Genomic DNA, 20193 nt, shown 5'->3' with positions numbered 1-20193 from the left:
TTTGGGTTGCCCGGATTCATCGCGCACCAGCGTCCAGCGACTGGCAACAATGATTTTTTTGCCGGTTTTGCTAGGAAAAATCTTGTTCTGATAAGCTCAAAGTACTACCCATTCCCTGATTCATCCAGGTAATTACACTTGTAATTAATGTATTTTTTTTGACAATTAAACCTTGGGGAATAATTACCTGCTCCAGAGTCGGTAAATCAACGGGATAGGAGATCTGCATAATTCCGTACTGAAGCTAGCTAGAGGTCATGATTTCAGCTTAAAAGCAGATCCAGCACATTGTCATCTTTTTGTTTTGATATCAAATCCGGTTGTATCCCGATTCTCTAATAACTCAAGTTGCTAGTTATCTCTCTGGGAGCGGTTAATGGCTAACGGCTCGATTGGTAAAAATCATATATTAGCAATTAGCAATTAGCAATTAGCAACGCCAAAGTTTATAACTAGCAAATTGCGTTAATATTTTGCTACACATCAATCCCCGGGTCTCCCCGTCTGGTGCGTCTGGTGCGTCAGTCATCTGTAGCAAACTTAAAGAGAAACCATATAATTACGATGCAACTGTAAACGATATGAGCGCTCGCTCCTGGGATTGCCCAATACAAGATCAGGACTTACGCAAAGAAACAAAGGTGATAGGAAAAATCGTTGGTTTGGCAACCAGAGAACGACGGTCGAAACCGGGTTTCTGGCAACGCGCTTGCATCAGTCCTGAAGATGTTTTTGATGTTGTTCTATCCCCTAAAAGCAGTAGTAGCAAGGGGTGCAATATCTGGGTCAAAACCTCCCACTTGATTGGTGCGAATTATCCAAAGCGAACCGCCATTTTTTAATAAAATTGTGGCAATTTCATCCTGTGCCTGACGCGGCATTATCGTGCGCCAAGTTGTAATCGCTTTGATCAAGGTTAAGATTAAACTATCTGGTTGGCGAGTTCCTGCCAATTCAGCGGTACTGTAATACCAATCTGACCGTACCGTTCGCCAGGGAATCAAGTTTTTTTCCAGCGATCGCCCCAATTCTACTAATTTCTGAAACCGCAATGTTTGCGGGTGATTCTGATGGCGCTGCAACCAATCTTGAATTTGGGAATTTGAGGCAATATCTGCTTGAATCTGCTTAATCGTCGCGTAAAGTGCCTGGTTCGAGTCTTGTACGCAAGAAGTCGCAGGCGTCACAATTGCTGCACCCGTTCCATCCCCGATGCGGTAACGCGCCATCATGATATCCAATTGGCGGGTAAATTCAGCCAGGGGGGATAATTTAATGCCATCAAAATTGTAATCTTCAGTGACGGCATCGAGTTTGACGATAATATCACAAACAGGTCTAGTTCCTAGCCACCCTCGCCATAAATCTCCCATGTAACTAGACCATTTAATTGCCCCCGCTATAATTCCATCCGGGTTATGGGCGTAGACTTGTTGATATTCGATATCAAAGCGTAACTCATTGGTGAAGCGATCGCGCACTACACGGGCAATTCCATAAGCAAAATGCCCCGTCACCATTCCCAGGGGTGTGGGTTCTGCTTTTTTCCCGCCTATTCCCCCAAAAGTATGAATAACAATTGCCCGATCTCCCTCGCGCCACTTACCTACTGCTTCGGTTTTCTTTTGAGCAACTGGGTCAAGTAAAACGGTTTTTGCCGTTCCTTTTTCTCTGGCGACATTTTTCCAAATTTTATGCTTAATATAATACTTTCCAGCTGGCAATCCCAACCGCACTTCATCGGGTTTCAGTCGTAAAATGGCGCGGGGTTCAATCGCTTGCACGACAAAAATGCCATCCGCACCTTTGGCGCCATAAATATACCAACCTTGCGAATTGAGCGGAGATGATTCTATGTTTATATTCGTCGATCTGGGAATACCATCTCGGTCAGCTGGTACTTGAGGAATGCGAATTGTTTCTGGGATATCGTCGAATTGTTTTGAGCTTTTATTATAGTGACGAACTAGGAAGCGATCGCTATCTTTTTTTTTCCTTTTAATAATAGTCACTAAACCATAAAATCTCCCGGTGACTTGCACGGGTTCTCGGTCAATTACCAGGGAAACCTTTTCGCCGCTATCCCTAGATACAACCGCTGGATTTTTGAGCATGACTATAACATCATCCTGGGGTCTTGCACCCGCCAAGGATTCTAACGGGTCAACTTTTTTCCAGTTATTCAATCTTTCTGGATGAACCTGTCCCGATTTTTGACTCTTTTTAGTTTCTTGAGTAAAGCGAACATCCTGCGTCACGGTTTGGACATATTCTTGCACCTCTTTTTTGTCACTCCACTTCAATTTTACAGTCTTTCCGACTAAATTATCATGGAAACGATCGGTCTTTTGAACTTCAAATAATATAGTTTTATCCTGTATTTCTCTTAATTCTTTCGATAGTAATATCAACCTTCCCATCCACACTCCCACGGGTTGATAGAGGCTTGATGAAATTGTTTGTTCTAACGGGTAATAACTTGTTTTATAAAAAGTATCTTGGCTATAAATTTCGTAATTTGATATTCTTTCACTATTATCATTTTGACTTTTTTTATTATATAATAATAACCCTAAAATTATAATAACAAAGACCGCGCTTAGAAGGACAAATAAGCTCATTCGGATATCGTTTAATTTGGAGCAATTGCTTTAATAATTAGAATATTTTTCCATATAACAGCGATCGCCTCCCGCTGACAATAGAGGGGCAGGCACAAAGCCCGCCCCTAGCAAATTAAAATGCTTGAGGGCCTGCCCAAGCATAACGCATAGTGCGCCCGAAGACCACGGGTTGATCTTCAACGGCGGCGACGGTTTGACCGTTCATGCCAACTGCCCACAACGGCATCTTTTCATCGCCTAATTCGCCAGCGCGGAAGATGACCTGATTGGGATTGGCTTTACTCCAACCCAACAAAGTAGCGTTGCTGTACCCGACATGTTCGCCTGGGGCGATAGTCGTGGCGCGGTTTGATTGACGTTCCCAAATCACCGCGTAGTCGGAAGCATCCGAGGCGCTCAAACCGCCTTCAAACTGGCGTGCTAGCAAGCGATCGCCCCCCGCCGACCAAGAAACCGGGACTAAAACCGAAATCACCCCCGGCATATCGGCAGCTTCGTTCGGTTTCGCTGTATTCGCCAAGGGAGAAGTAGCAGATATGACCCGCAATTCCCCAGTTTGCAGATTTTCCACAAACATGACGCTGCTAACGCGGCTTTCGTACAATTCCGGCTTAACCTGCATCTGAACGCGGGTATAAGCGGCAAACTTCCCATCGGGGGAAATCACTGCCGGAGTGCGATATTGACGAACACCGGAACCCCTGGTCGAGCTAACTTGCTCGTAGGTTTTCATAATCCAATTCCAGGGAATCGGATAGGGACTACCGAGGGGGTCGGTTTCCGATGCTTCTTGTGCTTGAGGGACGGCAGTTCCCCGGTGAGGAATTGCCTTCGCTTTTTGCACCCGCACTTGACCCGATGGCGATCGCGTCTCTGTAGACTTGTTAGCCAAAGCAGATGAGTCGCTAACGACAGTACCAGATGTCATCAGCAGCACACCTGCGAACAGGAACGGGTATTTTTGGTTGAGGAACCATCCACGCAGCAACGGTTGTTTAGACATTTAGTAAATCTCTATAAAGGCGTTTGTTGTGGGAGGAGCAACGCCTAACGGTCAGTTGAGCGTCATTATATGTATACCAGGTATGACTGTAAAATGTTCAAAATTCTATAAACTTTTTAATACTGCTAAGAGCGAGAGGGAAGAGGAAGCAGGAGGGCGATAAGGACGAGGGAAAGACAAATATTTGGCTTTTTAGTCGTATTCCGTAAATTAAGGTGGAATTTGTCGCCTGCTAGCTATAACTAGGAATTGAGTTACCAAGCTTTCCCATCCCTTGGAGTCTCGGAATCTCCTGGTTGCGATTGGCTGCTCGAGTGGCTCTAAAATGCTACTTTGTCACTATGATTTTTCCGCTCCCCAAGCGCACCAGACGCATGGAAAAAGCGCCTGTATCGTCGGGGGTTGCATGAAAAGAGGAATTAAAATCCAGGGAAGTGGAGAGCCAAATCGACTGATATGCTGCGATTTTTACTGGTTTTTATCTTTAGATTGCTGCTAGTGGCAGTTGGAGGCGGTTTAGCGGCGCTTGCAGGCGTGGCGATCGCCATCAGATCCCCCAATCCAACCCCAGAAAAGCCCCTGATTGCTCATCTACTGCCATCCCTCGACCCCGAGGTTGCTGCCTCAAATCCCGCTGCTTCGCCTACCGAGGCGACAGAAACAGCAACGCCTGTCCAATCGACATCCCAACTGGGTGCGGCAGAACAAGAGAAACTAGAAGCCGAGTTAAAGCAGTTGGAGGCAAAGTTGAAAAAGCTGCCAAATCGTCGCGCCAATCGCCAGAAAATTGCACAATTAAACCAGCAAATCGCAGAAATTGAGCAGCAACTCCATCCCGAACCACCCCCTGTTGCCTCCACCCCCTTCTTTTCTCCAGAGCAAAAGACCGCAACCTTACCCAGCGATGCTTTGTTTGCAGACACATCTGGGGATCTGCGTCCAGAGGCAGGACCAATTTTGGACAAAATCGCCAGGGAATTGAAAAACTACCCCAAAACCACCGTCCGCATTTGGGCACACACCGATGGGGCAGGACAAGCGAGAAACAACCGCATTTTATCGTTTCGGCAAGCCCAAGCGATCGCCCAATATCTATCCAGTGCCTTAGGCGACGGCTACCACTGGCTGGTAGTAGGATACGGCGAAACTCGCCCCCTTGTCCCCAACGATACCCCAGTCAACCTGCAACGCAACCGCCGGATTGAAATTGCTGTTGAATAGTCAATCGGTAATCGGTAATACTCCGTTGCGATTGCCAATTACCAATTACCAATTACCAATTACCAAACCTGCGTCAACAACCCACCACTAAATCATAGATTCTAGTGGGGGCTTGAAACAAGTCCATAGTTGACCCGCCTAAGTCTTAACTGACTACGTTATCGAGGTCATAACACCAAAGAATGCCTCGCCAGTTCTTTGCTCTGTTGCCAGTCATTAAACATTCGAGTTGGGTTTAGAAAGTGTGGCTGGCATGACTTGCCTCTATAACATTGGCTAGGCGAACTTTACCCTAGAAATAGGAGTTTTCAATGTCCAACAGAAACGCAGTGTTTGTGCTAGATGCCAATCGTAGTCCGTGCGATCCAGTGCATCCGGCTGTTGCCAGAAAACTACTTTCTGAGCATAAAGCAGCAGTATTCCGTCAATACCCGTTCACAATAATTTTAAAGGAGGTTCAAAGTGATACCAGAAAGCAATTGAGGATTAAAATTGACCCTGGTGCTAAGTTCACTGGTTTAGCTTTAGTCTCAGATACGAACATTGTCTGGGCGGCTGAGCTAGAGCATCGTGGCTTTGCTATCAGGGAATCATTGACCAGCAGAAGAGAGCAACGCAGAAGTCGTCGTCAACGTAAAACTAGATACCGTAAGCCAAGATTTCTCAATCGCCGTCGTCAGGATGGTTGGTTACCACCCAGCTTGATGTCTCGCGTTTACAACATTCAGACTTGGGTAAAACGGCTGTGTAAGTTCGCTCCAATCTCTGCTATCAGTCAAGAACTGGTTAAGTTTGATATGCAGAAAATGGTGAATCCTGAGATTAGCGGGGTGCAGTATCAACAAGGCGAACTCTGGGGCTATGAGGTCAAAGAATACTTGCTTGAGAAGTTCAATCGCACCTGTGTTTACTGCGGTGCTACTGACAAACCTCTTAACCTAGACCACTTTCATCCAAAGTCAAGAGGAGGTAGCGATAAAGTCAGTAATTTGGTTTTGTCCTGTGTTGACTGCAACCAGGACAAAGGAAACATATTACCTGCTGAATTTCTGAGCGCTCGCTTAGATGTTCTCGCCAAGATTGATAAGCAACGGAAGCAACCGTTAGCTGATACCGCTGCCGTCAATGCTACCCGATGGAAACTAAAGCAAGTTCTTGAATCTACTGGTTTACCTGTTGAACTAGCTTCTGGTGGTTTAACCAAATACAATCGCAAGCGTTTAAACATCAATAAAAGCCATTGGACGGATGCAGCGTGTGTTGGAATTTCTACTCCAGACAGTCTAGATATCACAGGTTATCAACCTCTGATTATCAAAGCTATGGGCAGAGGCGATCGTCAAATGGTTAAACCTGATAAGTATGGGTTCCCTCGTACTTCTCCTAAACTCAGACAGAAAGAAATCATTTTATGGCTTTATGACTGGCGATATCGTCAAAGCTGTAGTTACCAAAGGTAAAAAGGTAGGCAGTTATGTTGGTAGAGTTGCGGTTCGTAAAACTGGCAACTTTAACATCAAAACCAAAAATGATACAGTTCAAGGAATCAATTACAAGTATTGCCGTCACTTGCATAAATCTGACGGTTATACTTACAGCTTTGGTGAAACAAGTCAAGCAAAACACTAGCCAAATCAAGGCAGAGTTAGTTCCAACTGAATCAAAGCATTCTCCACAGTTCAAAGGATTTCAAGGAGAACAACTAAGTCTGTTTTAATCCTTTACACAGAGGAAGGTAGTTTATATGCTGGCTGCTTTCCTCTCACCGTTAAATCACAGATTTTAACGGGAGTATCCAGCAACTATTAATTTGATGAAAATCGTCTTTTTCGGCACACCAGAATTCGCCGTACCAACCCTAGAACGCTTGCTCGCCACACCCGACTTTGAAGTTTTGGCAGTTGTCACTCAACCGGATAAACGTCGAGGACGGGGTAACCAGATGGTTCCTTCCCCCGTGAAAACCCTTGCATTGGCGCATCAGTTACCAGTTTGGCAACCAACGCGGGTGAAAAAAGATACCGAAACCCTGGCACAACTGCGGCAAGCTGGGGCAGATGCATTCGTAGTAGTGGCGTATGGGCAAATACTGTCCCAAAAAATTCTGGATATGCCCAAAATCGGATGCATTAACGTCCACGGTTCGATTTTGCCCCAATATCGGGGTGCTGCGCCCATCCAGTGGTGTCTCTACAACGGAGAAAGCCAAACCGGCATTACCACAATGCTAATGGATGCCGGAATGGATACCGGGCCAATGCTGTTAAAAGCTTATACGCCAATTGGGCTATTGGATAACGCCCAGCAACTGGGGGAAACTTTAGCCCAGTTGGGGGCAGATTTGTTAGTGGAAACACTGGTGAAGCTAGAACGCCAAGAGATCGAACCAATACCTCAAGATTCTGCTAAGGCGACTTATGCGCCACCGATCAAAAAGCCAGATTACAACGTTGATTGGTCTAGGGAAGCGATCGCGATCCACAACCAAGTCCGAGCATTCTTTCCCGATTGTACGGCAACATTTCGCGGCAATCCCATTAAAATTATCGCCACCGCACCCCTTGGCGCCGATTACTGGCATCAACTACCGCCAAAATTAAAAGCATTAGAGCAAAATTGGCCGGCAATATCATCTCATTCCGGGCGTCCCGGAGAAGTAGTCAGCATCGCCAAAGGCATCGGTCCAATTATTCAAACCGGATCTGGACTTTTACTATTGCAACAAATACAGCCAGCTGGAAAACGCCCCCAATCTGGATGGGACTTCGCCAATGGAACGCGCCTATCCGTAGGAGAAATATTTGAAACTGCTAATTCCCAACCATAAAATAGCTTGAGCGAACAATAATATTAAATCCGGAAAGCTTCGGAATAATTCAGGTGTAGGGTGCGTGACGGCTAAAGGTATTTGACTGATAAAAAGAGATAGGACTAAAGCCAACTGTCACACCACTCGGTCAATTTTGAGGCTTGTAGTAGCGCTGTCTTCGCTAAAGCGCTACTACAAACCAAATTTAATGTGCCAGTTGGCTTTAGTCCTGAAGAGACTTAATTCGTGACGCACCACTAAATCTGCAACGATATAATACTAAATCCGGTTCTATTACCCCTTTTATTCCTAACGACTGAAGTCGCGGCTACACAAACAAAGCCCGCCTGCGCGGGCTATAAAATAAAGGGGGTTTATAACCCGGATTTGGTATAACCTGTTGACTGCGTGGATTTTGGCTCAATGCAATCCACAATCCAAAAACAAAGCTAGTGAATAAAACTGCTCGTTTTGCCCTGTGCTAAAAAACAGAACCATAGAGTAGTTCCGATGGCTAAAGTCAATACCGCTCCCCACACAATAAATGCCCACTTGCGATTGAATGTATACCGAACGTAGTCAAACGGTAGAAATGCTATTCTATTGTGGCGGTTTAAGAACAAGCTCTTTTGAGCAGGACTTAATTGCTCGGCAACTATAACAGGGCAATTATTAGAGAAGGAACTGTTAATCAAGCAAACAATATTGGTGAAGCGCTGACCTAAGCGAAACCCCAGCCTAGAGTGATATGCCAGCGTAAAGCCGCGGGATTTTGAGACTCCAATAGTATCCTGAGTAACTTCCAGGTTGAATGGCATTGTCACTGAGGCCATCTGAACCATAATTGCTAGTATGAGAACCCCTCGCATCAGCAATGCACCCAACTGTCTGGCTGATTTTATTTGCTGTATAAACAGACCTGCAAGAGGAATAAGCAGCAGGTGAACAGAGGTGACATGATATCTTGCTCCCCAGCCCCAATCCCCGTGCCAATAATCCATTCTACTGGTTAAAACCACATGTAATCCTAAGTTGAAAATACCGCAGATCAAGTACCACTGTATATAAGGCGAAAGTCTTTTCCAAAGGAGAATACCTAACACCAGGCAAGGTAACAGTAACGGGTCGTAGATAAAAATACTTTTTGCTGGTGAGAATAACACTCCGAAAATCCCCACATAGGGTGGATTGGTAAAGGGATAATTATCAGGCAGATCGGGCAGACCAGAAAACATTGAATTGGTGTGCAATTGCTTAGTAGCCAAGCTTTGTCCTGTAGTCCAAAAACTCCCGTAGCGGATGTAATCAAAAACTCGTCCTATTAGAGCCAAAGGAATAAATCCCACTATCCATAATCCTACAGTCTTTAAAACCTTGACGCGATCGCGGCTTTGATAGGCTATACAGCCTACTAGAAACAGAAAGACTGTCAGAACGTGAATAATACTGGTCATCCGGATCAAAAGAGCAGCACCCAGCGCTAGTCCACTGAGCGCAGCAAAGCTAGGACGTTGATGCTTCGCATAAGCTAAGGCGGCTGCATAACCTATAGTGACAAACAGCAGCAATTGATTATTCTGAAAAGGCTCTTGGGCATAGTGCAAAACCGTAGTACCCAGTAACCAAATGATACTGGTTAAACCAGCAATTCGTTCTTCAAATTCAAACAGCCTGAGCAGCCAGAAACAAGAGACTACAGCAGCAATATTTAATGGTACAAAAATTAGGAAGCTAATCGCCAAAACCCGAAAATCTTGTACCTCTATTTTCGGGAACCATCGATGCAGTTGAGTACCTAACCAGTCGCCAGGAAGCATTAGCATAGACTGTCCCACATCGTAGGCTATGTAACGCTTATTGCCCACCCCCATCACTCCAGCGCTGACATCGTCTCGAGATTTAGCTTGATAGCCTGGGGAAACTTCTTCAGTACCTGTCCACCAGGCATGAGCCATTTTCATCCTGAGATAGTTATCTATACTGTAGAATTTACCTGTGTTGATTACGCTAATCCACAACAAAGCAATCAGAGCTACTTTTGTAACTGATTTCATTTTTCCTCAAGCTACTGAATAAAACTCATCGTTTTGTATGCAAAAAACAGAACCAGATGCTAGTTCCGATGGCTAAAGTCAATACCGCTCCCCACACAGTAAATGCCCACTTGCGATTGAATCCAAACCGAACGTAGTTAAACGGTAGAAATGCTACTTGATGGCGGTATGTGAGAAAATACCTTTGGCTACGAGGCAATTGACTGATGTCTCCACTGATGCACCGTTCGGCGAACGAACTATTAGACAAGTAACTGTCTATCTGACAAACAATGTTAGTCACTCGCTGACCTAAGCGGAATTGAAAATAGCTAGACTCGGGTGGGACAAATAGATCCTGAGCAGGTTCCAGGGAGAAAACTAATATAACCGAGGCAATCTGCACGCAGATCGCTACTGCGAGAATTCCCCGCATCAACCAAATAGTCAACTTTTTGGCAGATAAGAGGTACTCCAGAAATAGAGCTATCAGCGGCATCAACAACAGGTGAACAGAGGTAACGTGATACCTAGCTGCCCATGCAGCTTCCCCATGCCAGAAATCCAGCCGACTGGTTATAAATATATGCAAAACAAGATTGAAAATCCCGCAGATCAAATACCACTGTATGTAAGGCGAAAATCTCTTCCACATGACAATGGCTAACACCAGGCAAGGCAACAGTAATGGATCGTAAATAAAAATACTTTTTACGGGTGAGAATAGCAACCCAAAAATACCAACATGGGGTGGCAAGTTCAAGGGATAATTTGCAGGCAGATCGGGCAGACCAGACCAAATTGGATCGGTGTACAATTGCTTTAAAGAGAAGCTCTGTCCATAAGTCCAAAAACTTCCGTAACGGATATAGGTCAAAATTCGTTCTAGCAAGGCCAAAGGAATAAATCCGACTATCCATAATCCCGCAACTTTGAGAATTTTTAGCTTGTCGCGGCTTTGATAGGCTATACAGCCGACTAGAAACAAGAATACGGTCAAAATGTGAATAGCACTCGTTATCCGAATCAGCAAGGCAGCACCCAGCGCTAGTCCACTGATAGCAGCAAAGTGAGGACGCCCGCCCTTGACACAGGCTAAGGCGGCGGCGTAACCGATGGTGACAAAGAGTAACAATTGATTATTTTGCTGCGGTACTTGGGCGTAGTGCAAAACTGTAGTGCCAAGTAACCAGCTAATACTCGCTAAACCAGCAATTCGCTCGTTAAACTCAAAAACCCTTAGCAGCCAGAAACATGAAACTACAGCAGCTACATTCAAAGGCACAAAGATGGCGAAGTTAACTACCAAACCCCGAAAATCTCTTTCCCCTACTTTTGGAAACCATCGATGCAGTTGAGTTCCTAACCAGTCGCCAGGAAGCATCAGCATCGCTTGTCCCAAGTCATAGGGTATATAACGCCTACCTCCTGCCCCCGTGGCTACAGAAAAGTACGCAACCCTACTATCCGGTCGATAATTGGGAGAAACTTCTTCCGTACCTGTCCACCAAGCATGAGCCATTTGCAATCTGAGATTTGCATCTGCGTTGATCAAACCTGTATTGATTGCGGCAATCCACAACAAGGCAATTAGCGCTATTTTTGTACTTTTTTTCATGAGCAGGAAGAAATAATTACAGGATTTTTTGTGACTATATTTCAGATTTTTTCTGACATTTTCTCACCTCCCTTGTATTACTCTTTAGACCGAGTGCGATAGTTTGTTGCTTAGTTATAGCCAAGGGCGGTAGGCAGGTTTGATCGCCTTACGCACTCCACATTCGCTTTCAGAATCTGTGGCTTTGACTGAATAGGAATAATTTAATTGGGGATGAAACTTAGAAGCATAGAGAAAATCATTAGGAGTTATACTAATGATACAAACTTCTTCCGCTGGAGAAATCTTATTTACAAGCTTAAAATCAACATGACGTTCGAGATGTTTTTCAAACGTGTAGAAGCTTGGTTTAACAGCAGAAGGCTTTCTGATTTGAAAAATCACCAATGTTAAAAATAGAACGCATATAATTCCCAAGTTTTTGGTGTCGAGCCATTTCAGATTTTTGGGCGATCGCTCTAAATGACATACCAGATACAAGTTCAAAGATACTAATGAGATCATCCAAAACATATAGTACCTAAGCTCGTGAGATTGAGGTATGAAAGCAGCAACCAAAGACATAATAATAACTAAAATGGCAGCAACTAAAGTTTCGCGAGAGCGATAGCGATAACATATATAACTGAAAAGGAGGATATTGAAGATAACATAAGCACCGAAAAAACCTCCCATTCTATGTTGAGAAGGATTTTTACTACCTTGATCTATTGACCAGGGGGCGCTGTTAATTTCTAAAACTGAATAAACCCACCGCTGAGGTCTAGAAGCGTTTTTTAAATAATCTGGAGAGTCTTGGTATAAGAGTTCCTTGTGATTTAAAACTATACCCATTATCTCTATTCTTAACGGATAAAATGGATTGCCATAAAAAACTATATTTTTCATGGGGGTGGCAAAAATCAACAGAGCAGCCAGGAAAATAGCAGGTACTATAGTCAGCAGCGATTTAGATGGCATTCTTCTGGCTTTAATTTCTTTAAAGCCTAACCAGATTAATTTGAATCCGACAAAGCATAAAATTAGAAGAACTACAGGAATTAACTGCATCTTTATATTGGCAGTACCAGTTGCTGCTAGGAAGATAACAAATAGATTGCGCTTAGTTAAAAAACCTCTTTGAGTATAGATTAGGTAAGTCATTAAAATCAGAATCGACAGGCATACATTAGCTGGTAAATCGACATAGCATGATGTTGCATGGATTTGAATCATGGGAACGGCTAGGAGTGCGATCGCTGATAAATAAAGAGGTACCTTAAAATAATATTTGAGAAAACAAATATATATAATTAAACTTAAAAAGCTCACTAAGTTTGCAGCTTGAACTCGCTGGAATACCACCCAAAATAATCCCTGTAAAAATTGTGCCAACAGGGGAAACCCATCATAACGAGCCTCAACAAAGTCTTGAAAAGCATAGGATATAGCTGGAACAATGCCCCAAATTCTGGCTGCAAATGGCAAATGATACCACCAGCTATCATACGATCGGTCTACATCAATTACACTCTTCAAAAACATTGATACTGTGACAATTATTGCGACTAAGTTTAGCAATGTTTTAACGTTAAAAATTTTCTTGTTAAATTCCATTTTTTTGTTTTTGATTGCAAAAATATTATCAAAGAAGTGGTTTGGTATGAACTCTGGTTGCTATCCGCTCATTTTGAGTATCCCTGGGATAAAAAATTATGATTTTATCTTTGTTACTTAGCCCGCCATCATCTTTGTTTGAATGGCTTTATCTTAACCAACAAAGCAAAACATGACAGTAGTAACGATTGCTAGTGTCAATACCAATCCCCAAACAATAAATACTAAATTTCGACCTTTAGTAAAGGAAAACGGTAGAAGAGAGATTTTCTTGATTAGAAGACCATTTACGTTGTAGTACAGCTTGGCTGTACACTGGTTGGAGAAAGAACTATTGATTAAACAAGCAATATTAGTTACGCGATCGCCTAAGCGAAACTCAAGGTGGTTGCGAAGCGTGGCAAAGAAAATTGGACCTGTCTCTGCCGAAGTTCGCAGAATAACCGAACTCATCTGAACTATGATGGCTAGTACAAGAAAGCCTCGCATCAGCCACTGGGTTAAACCTCTGACCAATAAAATGCGCTCTATCAACAGAGGGATTAGAGGAATAAGCAACAAATGAACCGAAGTGACATGATATCTAGCCCCCCAAGCAGAATCCCCGTGCCAAAAATCGAGCCTACTCGTGAGAAATATATGTAATGTAAGGTTGAAAATACCGTTAATCAGATACCATTGTATATATGGCGAAAGTTTCTGCCAAAAAACAATTCCTAACACCAAACAAGGCAAGAGTAAAGGGTCATAGATGAAAATACTTTTTGCCGGTGAGAATAGCACCCCAAAAATGCCAACGTGCGGTGGATTGATAAATGGAAAATTTTCAGGCAGTTCAGGCAAACCTGAAAAAATTGGCTCTGTATTCCATTGCTGGGCAGCCAACCTTTGTCCGCTAGTCCAAAAACTCCCGTAACGGATATAATCAAAAACTCTTCCTAGCAGGGCTAAGGGAATAAAGCCAACTATCCACCATCCCACAACCCTGAGAATCTTAAACTTGTCGCGGCTTTGATAAACTATGCAGCCTACCAGAAACAGAAATACAGTAAAAATATGAATAATACTGGTCATTCTGATTAGAAGAGCAGCACCCAACGCTAATCCACTGAATAAGGCCAAGTAAGGAAGCCCGCGACGCACGCAAGCTAATGCCGCAGCGTAACCGAGAGTGACAAACAGCAGCACTTGATTGTTCTGCTGAGGCACTTGGGCATAGTGAAAAACTGTCGTGCTAAGTAGCAAAGTAATAGTCGCTATTCCAGCAATGCGCTCTTCAAAGTCAAACAGCCTTAGCAGCCAGAAACAGGAAACTACAGCCGCTACATTCAGAGGTATAAAAATCAGAAGACTAACGACCAAACGTCGTAAATAATTGATCTCCATGCGCGGGAATATCTTGTGCAGTTGAGTTCCCAACCAATCACCAGGAAGCATTAATAAAGATTGACCCACTTCATAGGGGATATAACGTTTCCCTCCCACCCCTAATACACCAATATTTTCTAATCTAGATTTCGGTTTATAATCTGGTGGTAAAGAAATTTCTTCAGTTCCTGTCCACCAAGCATGAGCCATATCTAATCTGGCTAGAGTATCTCCGTAAATTGGGCCTGGGTTGATTGCTGCAATCCACAACAAAGAAATTAGCGCTACTTTAATAATAGTTTTCATCATCATGTTTTTCTAACTGCACAACATTTTGTCTAATTAACGCGATTCGAGAATTTATAAATTGCCGTAACGCCGCTTTCAAATACTTTATTGAAATGCTCGCTTTTGGCAATTTTGTTGTTAGTTTTGACATCTCTAGCAACTACATAAACATCATTTTTTTTTGATATTTTAGCTAATTTATCTACTGTATATTTGCTAATTTTATTGCTTGTTTTATCATAAAAATCACTTGCTACTGTTCTTCGTAAATCAGTTATTTCAGATGGGTAACCTTGCTCGCTAAGCAATCTTTTTGCAGTACTTGTCCATCCATCATTTTTTCCCCAACCAAAACTTTTCCGCCGAATATCCAAACCTATATACAGTTGTCGTCTTCCAAATACAGGAATTGTTAAGTATGAGTCTACAAATAAGGCATCAGGCTTAGTTTCACTACTTATATAGCTATACAAAGCATTCTCGTTCGGCTGCTTATGAAAAAGATACATACCCTTTTCGATATACGGATCGGTAATTGGTTTTTGACCGCTATCATAAAGAATGAAAGAACTCATTGGAATTAGAAAGATTGATAATAATATAAAACAAATTATTCTTTGGTTTGAGTACAGATCTCTAAAACAGAAGCTACTGAAAATACCCAAAGTAAAAAGACTGAGAATTAAGTATTTATATTCAACCCCGGTTGGAGAAGTCATAAAAATCCACATGAGAGCTGTTGTCACCACTATAGTTATTAATATAATTACAGATAGATTTGCGTTAAGTAGTATTTTAAGGAGGAGTTTTCGTTTCCAAAATATAATAATTAAAACAGGCAAAACAGTAATAAAATAGGTAAAGCTTTGGGTAAACAAATGTTGTTTTTTGAAAAGCGCTAAAGTTATTGCTGCGGTTTGTACCTTTCCTGTAGTAATTTGATGTAAATAGGGCAGTATGGGTACAATGCTTAAAACTATACATGCAATTAAGCCAAGGATTTTATTTAAAAATAATCGACCCTGCTGAAAATATATTACCGCACAGCAGGCTAAACTACTTGCAGCGATCGCCGGCAAATAAATTGGGTAAAAAAAACCTATACCCAGACTTGAAATAAAAACAGTAAAATAGTATATTTTACCCACTTTTACATGACAAAATATATGTAGAATAGAATAGATAAAAAGCGCGAATAGCAGTATACCAAACTGATTATTTGCCCCGCTAGATGCAAACTTAGAAATAACTGGTGTTGCTCGAATGTCCATCCTAAATAGTTTCACATTTACGAGAAAATTTATTTTGTTTAATCCCTCGGCAAACGGGCCTCTATGAACAAATGTTATACCAAATATTGACATAAATGCTGCAAACAATCCTGCTACTCTATCAGAGTATAAAAAAAGAGAAATTTTGAATACTAGAATCAATGTCAGCGCTAAAAAACAGAGATTCAACAAGGCAAAAACAGTTGCTGGAGATAGGTGAAGTAAAGACACTATACTCGCTACCAGAAGATGAGAACCCCAGGGGTATAGTAGTGGTTCTCCAGCTAAAATTGGGTTGTTGGGTGGTATACTTCCGTTGATAATTTGGTAAACAATACTGGCGTGTAAGAAACCATGCCAGTCATAAACACGAAAGTCTGGATATCGAAGATATATGAAAATTAAAGGTAGTATCCCAAGCAGTAAAAATATCCAAACGCCTAACTTGTGATTATTGATTTTGATCGCCCAGAAAAATGCTAGAGTGAGAGCGGCGCTAAGTACGATCGGTTGCAAATTATCCATATTTTTGTAACCCACTAGATTTTATAGTTTTTCTTTGGTTTGACCAAATTTATGTAGGTATAAATTCCCAAACCTACTAACGTAACGCTCCCTAATAAAAAGATTTGGGTGGCGGTAGCTGCTGCAATACCTCTTGCTGGTTCGTAACCAAATAAACTAACTGTGAAAGCAAAGGCATACTGATAAGTTCCAACAAAACCGGGAGCTGAAGGAACTAAGCTACTCAAACTTGCCACCCCCACCACAGATAACATTTCCTGCCAACCCAGAGATACATTAACTGCCTTTAATACCGACCAAAAAGTTATCCCCTCCAACAGCCAAATAATGAGCGAAAGATTGACAACTCTGCCGAAACCATTTCCACGCATAACGCTCAAGCCTTGACGAAAACTCTGTATTCGGCTGAGTATAGCAGGAGGTAAACGAGCTAACCAATCCTGTCTGGAATCTCTACTTAATAGCCAAAGTCCAATAAAAATGCTCAGGAAAAGCAGCGCACTAATTACTGTTAAACTATTCAGGAGAGCTTGTTCAGATACAAATAGTCGTCCGAGAACCAAACATAAAACTACAATTAATCCATCTAATACTCGTTCTACAAAAATAGAGCCAACAATAGCAGAACGAGAAAGTTGATAGCGCCTGCCAGCAAAATCTGCACGAAATAATTCACCTAAGCGAGCAGGCATGATATTATTCGCGGCATAACCCACTAGCAATGCTATCCCTACAGACTGGAAAGAGAGAGTTTTTACCTCGCTCAGCAACCTGCGCCAACGCGATATCCTGAACAAAAGGTCGGCAGTGTAAAATCCAAGGGCAATAAATAGCCATCCAACATTAGATTGGGAGAGGATTGTGTTTACTTGTTCTAAACTGGTTTGGCGCAGGGCTAACCATAAAAATATTGCTCCAATCGCAATCCCGATTAATCCACGAATAAAAGTTCGCCAGTGACCAGTAGTCATAAATTTTATGTGTCTTTTTCAAAAATCAATCTCAAAAGAACCACTCAACAGATGCTGCAAGTTAATTTTCCAAATAAAAAACTAGATTGGAAATTAGCCCAAACAGTCTGAAATGTTTTTTATACACTTGACTATCAGCCGGGAATAAACTTAACATGTTGCTCTCAGATAAAAGGTTTAAACTTTCTTCTTTTGAATAAAAAATATTACCAAGCCATTTTAGAATTGTCCGAAACCAGGAAGGGGGAAGCCAGTGAACTAGGGGCAACGCCGTATGAAATTCTATTGGATACCAGCGGTTAGGGGTGGTGATAAAACAGGTTCGACCAACGCGGCATAGTTCGCTAATAAAAGCACGCTGCTGATCGCGATTACCGACGTGTTCAATCACAGCGAAACTGACGACTAAATCAAAGCTTTTATCGGCAAATGGGAGACTTGAACCGTCTGTTTTAACAAAAGTTAACCCCGGATGTTCCTGTTCTAGAAAGGAGGCATCTTCTAAGCCAACTGCTGTAATATTTTCTGGGTATGGATATAATTTTTCAAAAAAATTGGATTCTTGACGCCGATCGCAAGTCACTCCTACGTCCAGAACTTTTTTTTCAGAGCTAAGATCTACTGTCTTAATCAATGAATTAAACATTTTTTTTCGAGCGTACCAAGAAATGTTACTAACTAGCCCACCAAAACCGGGCTGATTTTCGTAATATCCACTTTTTGAATTTGTAGTTTGGATCATATTTCTGTAATTTTTGCAATTGCCATATCAATCAGAGTAAACTTATGGGATCAGGGGGAGCATGTCAACGCAAGCAATTAGCTCTTCTGTGTAGGTTGGGTTTTACTTACGTTCAACCCAACAAACCTTGCCTTAGTTGGGTTTCGTGCTAAGTACCCAACCTACTCTCATTGACATGCTCCCCGATCAGGTGACTTGCGATCTTCGAGCTAAGTTAAGTCAAGTCGGGCAACAAAATGAAGCGATCGCTCAAAAATCCAACTCGCTGGAGCAGGATAAAGTCCCAAATTTTTATTCCATACCCCGATTTTTAAACCGAGTTTGTCGAAGACATTTAACCACTTCTGTTTAGACCAATAGTTATAAGGTAGTACCACGCCGTGGCGCTGATTGCCGACTTGATCCATAAACCGCAACGTTGGGGCAGCTAGCAATCCATTGCAGGTGTGATCTTTGAGGACAATAGCTTTTCGGGCAACACGCACCGCTTCGCGAAGTAAGATCGTTGGGTCTTCTGTATGGTGCAGCACATCAACAAACATCACTACATCAAAACTGCTATCACCATATGGAATTACCTTTCCATCAAACTCTGTGACAGAAATATGGGTTTGATTGCGTACTAAGACATCGATCCCTTGGATTTTAACACTGGGATGTTTCTCCCCGATCAAATGCGCTACTGAGCCGTCACCACAGCCAACATCCAACACTTTAGCATTTGCTGGAATCAGATCTGCTAAATGCTGGCTGAGTACGCTAACCCGTCGATTAAAAACATATTTTCCGTGAATTTGCTCAATAATAGTCATCGCCGTTTTAATCCTAATACGCTCAAAAAGAAGCTGGAAAAAATCACTTGAAAACCAAGCGCAAGACATGTCACTGATGGAATTACTATTCGCATTGTATTAGCTGGGTCTAATGCGCCAAATAAATTAGCTTTCCAAGTACTAAAAGCATAGATAGACCCAGCCATTCCAATTAACCAAAGTGCGTTGCCGACAATCAAGCCTACCTCTAGGTTTATATAGCGAAATACCCGCTTTAATCGGGAATCTTCAGGCAGCAGTCCCTCGCTGATGGCAAAGGCTTTGGTAAATATGGCAAAAGTTACTGTCTGGAAGCCGATAATAATCGCTGCCGATGAGTAAAGTAGCGTGTGTACTCTTGGAGTAGGTAAAAACCAAAAAGTACTTATTAAACCAAGCAATATCAGCAGCATTCCAGGATATAGGAACAGCCAGCGTGGACTGTAAAGCAGCAAAAATCGCAGGTGTCGCCAACCATCGCGCCAGCTACGCAGGTGGGGTGGACGACTGCGACCATCGGGGGATAAAGTTGTCGGTACTTCTGTAATTCGCAGCTTGTTTAGGGTTGCTTTCACCACCATTTCGCTGGCGAATTCCATCCCCGTCGTGCGTAAATTGAGTTTGGCGATCGCATCTCGATTGAATGCACGCAGTCCGCAGTGAAAATCCCCGCAGGGACTGGAAAACAACAATCGCCCTATTGCTGTCAGGACTGGATTTCCTAAATATTTGTGCAAAGGTGGCATCGCCCCCGGTTTGATGCCGCCTTTGAACCGATTTCCCATTACCAGGTCATAACCTTCTCTCAGCTTTTCAATAAATGGGGTGAGGTTAGTGAAATCGTAGCTATCGTCAGAGTCGCCCATAATTACGTACTTACCGCGTGCCGCGGCAATTCCACTCATGAGGGCGCTGCCATATCCTTTCGCTTTTACCCGAATAACGCGAGCATTCATTTGTTTGGCAATCTCTATGGAACCATCCGTACTGCCGTTATCGGCTACAACAATTTCACCAGAAATATTGTGTTGGGTTAAATACAATTGGGCTTTCTCGATACAAATTCCCAGAGTTTCCGCTTCGTTTAAGCAAGGCATGACGATGGAAACTTCAAGGAATGCCGTTTCGCTTGCAGGTACGCTTGCAGATGGGGAATTTAACATGTATTTCTCCTCCTCTGGATGCAGGAGATCTTTTGATTTTTAGCAGCTCCAAGTTCCGGCTTTTTGGGTAAGCAGATACACTCGACTATATGAAAACCGATTGAGCAACTTGGCTGTCTTAAGCTCTCAGGCAAAGATTTGCCAAAAGG

General features: G+C 42.7%; 14 protein-coding genes and 1 pseudogene. 3 read left to right on the top strand and 12 right to left on the bottom strand.

The genetic code is table 11. From position 1 onward, the window contains the following. Nucleotides 1-70: 70 nt before the first annotated feature. The 3 genes from ACE1CM_RS01095 to ACE1CM_RS01085 all read right to left on the bottom strand — a co-directional run bounded on the left by ACE1CM_RS01095 (nucleotide 71) and on the right by ACE1CM_RS01085 (nucleotide 3627). Nucleotides 71-229, bottom strand: a complete 159-nt coding sequence (locus ACE1CM_RS01095) for a hypothetical protein (RefSeq protein WP_374875558.1) — start codon at nucleotides 227-229, stop codon at nucleotides 71-73. Nucleotides 230-743: 514 nt separating this feature from the next. Then, nucleotides 744-2420 (bottom strand): abortive infection protein, encoded by a 1677-nt coding sequence (locus tag ACE1CM_RS01090; protein WP_374875578.1) that lies wholly within the window; start codon nucleotides 2418-2420, stop codon nucleotides 744-746. 316 nt (nucleotides 2421-2736) lie between these two features. Next, nucleotides 2737-3627, bottom strand: a complete 891-nt coding sequence (locus tag ACE1CM_RS01085; protein ID WP_374875557.1) for a hypothetical protein — start codon at nucleotides 3625-3627, stop codon at nucleotides 2737-2739. Nucleotides 3628-4083: 456 nt separating this feature from the next. Between ACE1CM_RS01085 and ACE1CM_RS01080 the strand changes: the two genes are divergently transcribed. The 3 genes and pseudogenes from ACE1CM_RS01080 to fmt all read left to right on the top strand — a co-directional run bounded on the left by ACE1CM_RS01080 (nucleotide 4084) and on the right by fmt (nucleotide 7675). Next, the gene (locus ACE1CM_RS01080) at nucleotides 4084-4848 is read left to right on the top strand and encodes an OmpA family protein (protein WP_374875556.1); all 765 of its coding nucleotides are present in this window, start codon (nucleotides 4084-4086) and stop codon (nucleotides 4846-4848) included. A 311-nt stretch (nucleotides 4849-5159) separates the two neighbouring features. Further along, nucleotides 5160-6477: pseudogene (iscB, locus tag ACE1CM_RS01075) on the top strand (RNA-guided endonuclease IscB). A gap of 184 nt (nucleotides 6478-6661) precedes the next feature. Continuing rightward, entirely contained in the window at nucleotides 6662-7675 is a 1014-nt protein-coding gene (gene fmt, locus ACE1CM_RS01070) for a methionyl-tRNA formyltransferase (protein WP_374875555.1), read from the top strand. A 431-nt stretch (nucleotides 7676-8106) separates the two neighbouring features. Here the strand turns inward: fmt and ACE1CM_RS01065 are convergent, their stop codons facing one another. The 9 genes from ACE1CM_RS01065 to ACE1CM_RS01025 all read right to left on the bottom strand — a co-directional run bounded on the left by ACE1CM_RS01065 (nucleotide 8107) and on the right by ACE1CM_RS01025 (nucleotide 20044). After that, nucleotides 8107-9711 carry a hypothetical protein gene (locus ACE1CM_RS01065; RefSeq protein ID WP_374875554.1) on the bottom strand — a complete coding sequence of 535 codons (1605 nt, stop codon included), beginning with the start codon at nucleotides 9709-9711 and terminating at the stop codon, nucleotides 8107-8109. Nucleotides 9712-9736: 25 nt separating this feature from the next. After that, on the bottom strand, nucleotides 9737-11308 hold the full coding sequence (locus ACE1CM_RS01060) for a hypothetical protein (protein ID WP_374875553.1): 1572 nt from the start codon (nucleotides 11306-11308) through the stop codon (nucleotides 9737-9739). 114 nt (nucleotides 11309-11422) lie between these two features. Then, nucleotides 11423-12904: a hypothetical protein gene (locus ACE1CM_RS01055; RefSeq protein WP_374875552.1), complete on the bottom strand. Its 1482-nt coding sequence runs from the start codon at nucleotides 12902-12904 to the stop codon at nucleotides 11423-11425. Between the two features lie 153 nt (nucleotides 12905-13057). After that, nucleotides 13058-14584 carry a hypothetical protein gene (locus ACE1CM_RS01050; RefSeq protein ID WP_374875551.1) on the bottom strand — a complete coding sequence of 509 codons (1527 nt, stop codon included), beginning with the start codon at nucleotides 14582-14584 and terminating at the stop codon, nucleotides 13058-13060. Nucleotides 14585-14610: 26 nt separating this feature from the next. Further along, nucleotides 14611-16356, bottom strand: a complete 1746-nt coding sequence (locus tag ACE1CM_RS01045; protein ID WP_374875550.1) for a hypothetical protein — start codon at nucleotides 16354-16356, stop codon at nucleotides 14611-14613. A 14-nt stretch (nucleotides 16357-16370) separates the two neighbouring features. After that, the gene (locus tag ACE1CM_RS01040; protein WP_374875549.1) at nucleotides 16371-17327 is read right to left on the bottom strand and encodes a lysylphosphatidylglycerol synthase transmembrane domain-containing protein; all 957 of its coding nucleotides are present in this window, start codon (nucleotides 17325-17327) and stop codon (nucleotides 16371-16373) included. 61 nt (nucleotides 17328-17388) lie between these two features. Then, entirely contained in the window at nucleotides 17389-18069 is a 681-nt protein-coding gene (locus ACE1CM_RS01035; protein ID WP_374875548.1) for a class I SAM-dependent methyltransferase, read from the bottom strand. A 209-nt stretch (nucleotides 18070-18278) separates the two neighbouring features. Beyond that, nucleotides 18279-18881 carry a class I SAM-dependent methyltransferase gene (locus ACE1CM_RS01030; RefSeq protein WP_374875547.1) on the bottom strand — a complete coding sequence of 201 codons (603 nt, stop codon included), beginning with the start codon at nucleotides 18879-18881 and terminating at the stop codon, nucleotides 18279-18281. Beyond that, on the bottom strand, nucleotides 18878-20044 hold the full coding sequence (locus tag ACE1CM_RS01025; protein ID WP_374875546.1) for a glycosyltransferase family 2 protein: 1167 nt from the start codon (nucleotides 20042-20044) through the stop codon (nucleotides 18878-18880). Before ACE1CM_RS01025 ends, ACE1CM_RS01030 begins: the two co-directional genes overlap by 4 nt. Between the last annotated feature and the right edge of the window lie 149 nt (nucleotides 20045-20193).

The organism is Microseira sp. BLCC-F43 (assembly GCF_041929235.1).
In the GTDB taxonomy this organism is placed as follows: Bacteria; Cyanobacteriota; Cyanobacteriia; order Cyanobacteriales; family Aerosakkonemataceae; genus Microseira.
The sequence above is the reverse complement of the archived record's forward strand: the minus strand, read 5'-3'. Positions and strand labels throughout refer to the sequence as shown.

Excerpts from the sequence above, each read along its gene's own strand:
- ACE1CM_RS01095 (WP_374875558.1), bottom strand. The coding sequence starts at position 229 with ATGCAGATCTCCTATCCCGTTGATTTACCGACTCTGGAGCAGGTAATT.
- ACE1CM_RS01090 (WP_374875578.1), bottom strand. The coding sequence starts at position 2,420 with ATGGGAAGGTTGATATTACTATCGAAAGAATTAAGAGAAATACAGGAT.
- ACE1CM_RS01085 (WP_374875557.1), bottom strand. The coding sequence starts at position 3,627 with ATGTCTAAACAACCGTTGCTGCGTGGATGGTTCCTCAACCAAAAATAC.
- ACE1CM_RS01080 (WP_374875556.1), top strand. The coding sequence starts at position 4,084 with ATGCTGCGATTTTTACTGGTTTTTATCTTTAGATTGCTGCTAGTGGCA.
- fmt (WP_374875555.1), top strand. The coding sequence starts at position 6,662 with ATGAAAATCGTCTTTTTCGGCACACCAGAATTCGCCGTACCAACCCTA.
- ACE1CM_RS01065 (WP_374875554.1), bottom strand. The coding sequence starts at position 9,711 with ATGAAATCAGTTACAAAAGTAGCTCTGATTGCTTTGTTGTGGATTAGC.
- ACE1CM_RS01060 (WP_374875553.1), bottom strand. The coding sequence starts at position 11,308 with ATGAAAAAAAGTACAAAAATAGCGCTAATTGCCTTGTTGTGGATTGCC.
- ACE1CM_RS01055 (WP_374875552.1), bottom strand. The coding sequence starts at position 12,904 with ATGGAATTTAACAAGAAAATTTTTAACGTTAAAACATTGCTAAACTTA.
- ACE1CM_RS01050 (WP_374875551.1), bottom strand. The coding sequence starts at position 14,584 with ATGATGATGAAAACTATTATTAAAGTAGCGCTAATTTCTTTGTTGTGG.
- ACE1CM_RS01045 (WP_374875550.1), bottom strand. The coding sequence starts at position 16,356 with ATGGATAATTTGCAACCGATCGTACTTAGCGCCGCTCTCACTCTAGCA.
- ACE1CM_RS01040 (WP_374875549.1), bottom strand. The coding sequence starts at position 17,327 with ATGACTACTGGTCACTGGCGAACTTTTATTCGTGGATTAATCGGGATT.
- ACE1CM_RS01035 (WP_374875548.1), bottom strand. The coding sequence starts at position 18,069 with ATGATCCAAACTACAAATTCAAAAAGTGGATATTACGAAAATCAGCCC.
- ACE1CM_RS01030 (WP_374875547.1), bottom strand. The coding sequence starts at position 18,881 with ATGACTATTATTGAGCAAATTCACGGAAAATATGTTTTTAATCGACGG.
- ACE1CM_RS01025 (WP_374875546.1), bottom strand. The coding sequence starts at position 20,044 with ATGTTAAATTCCCCATCTGCAAGCGTACCTGCAAGCGAAACGGCATTC.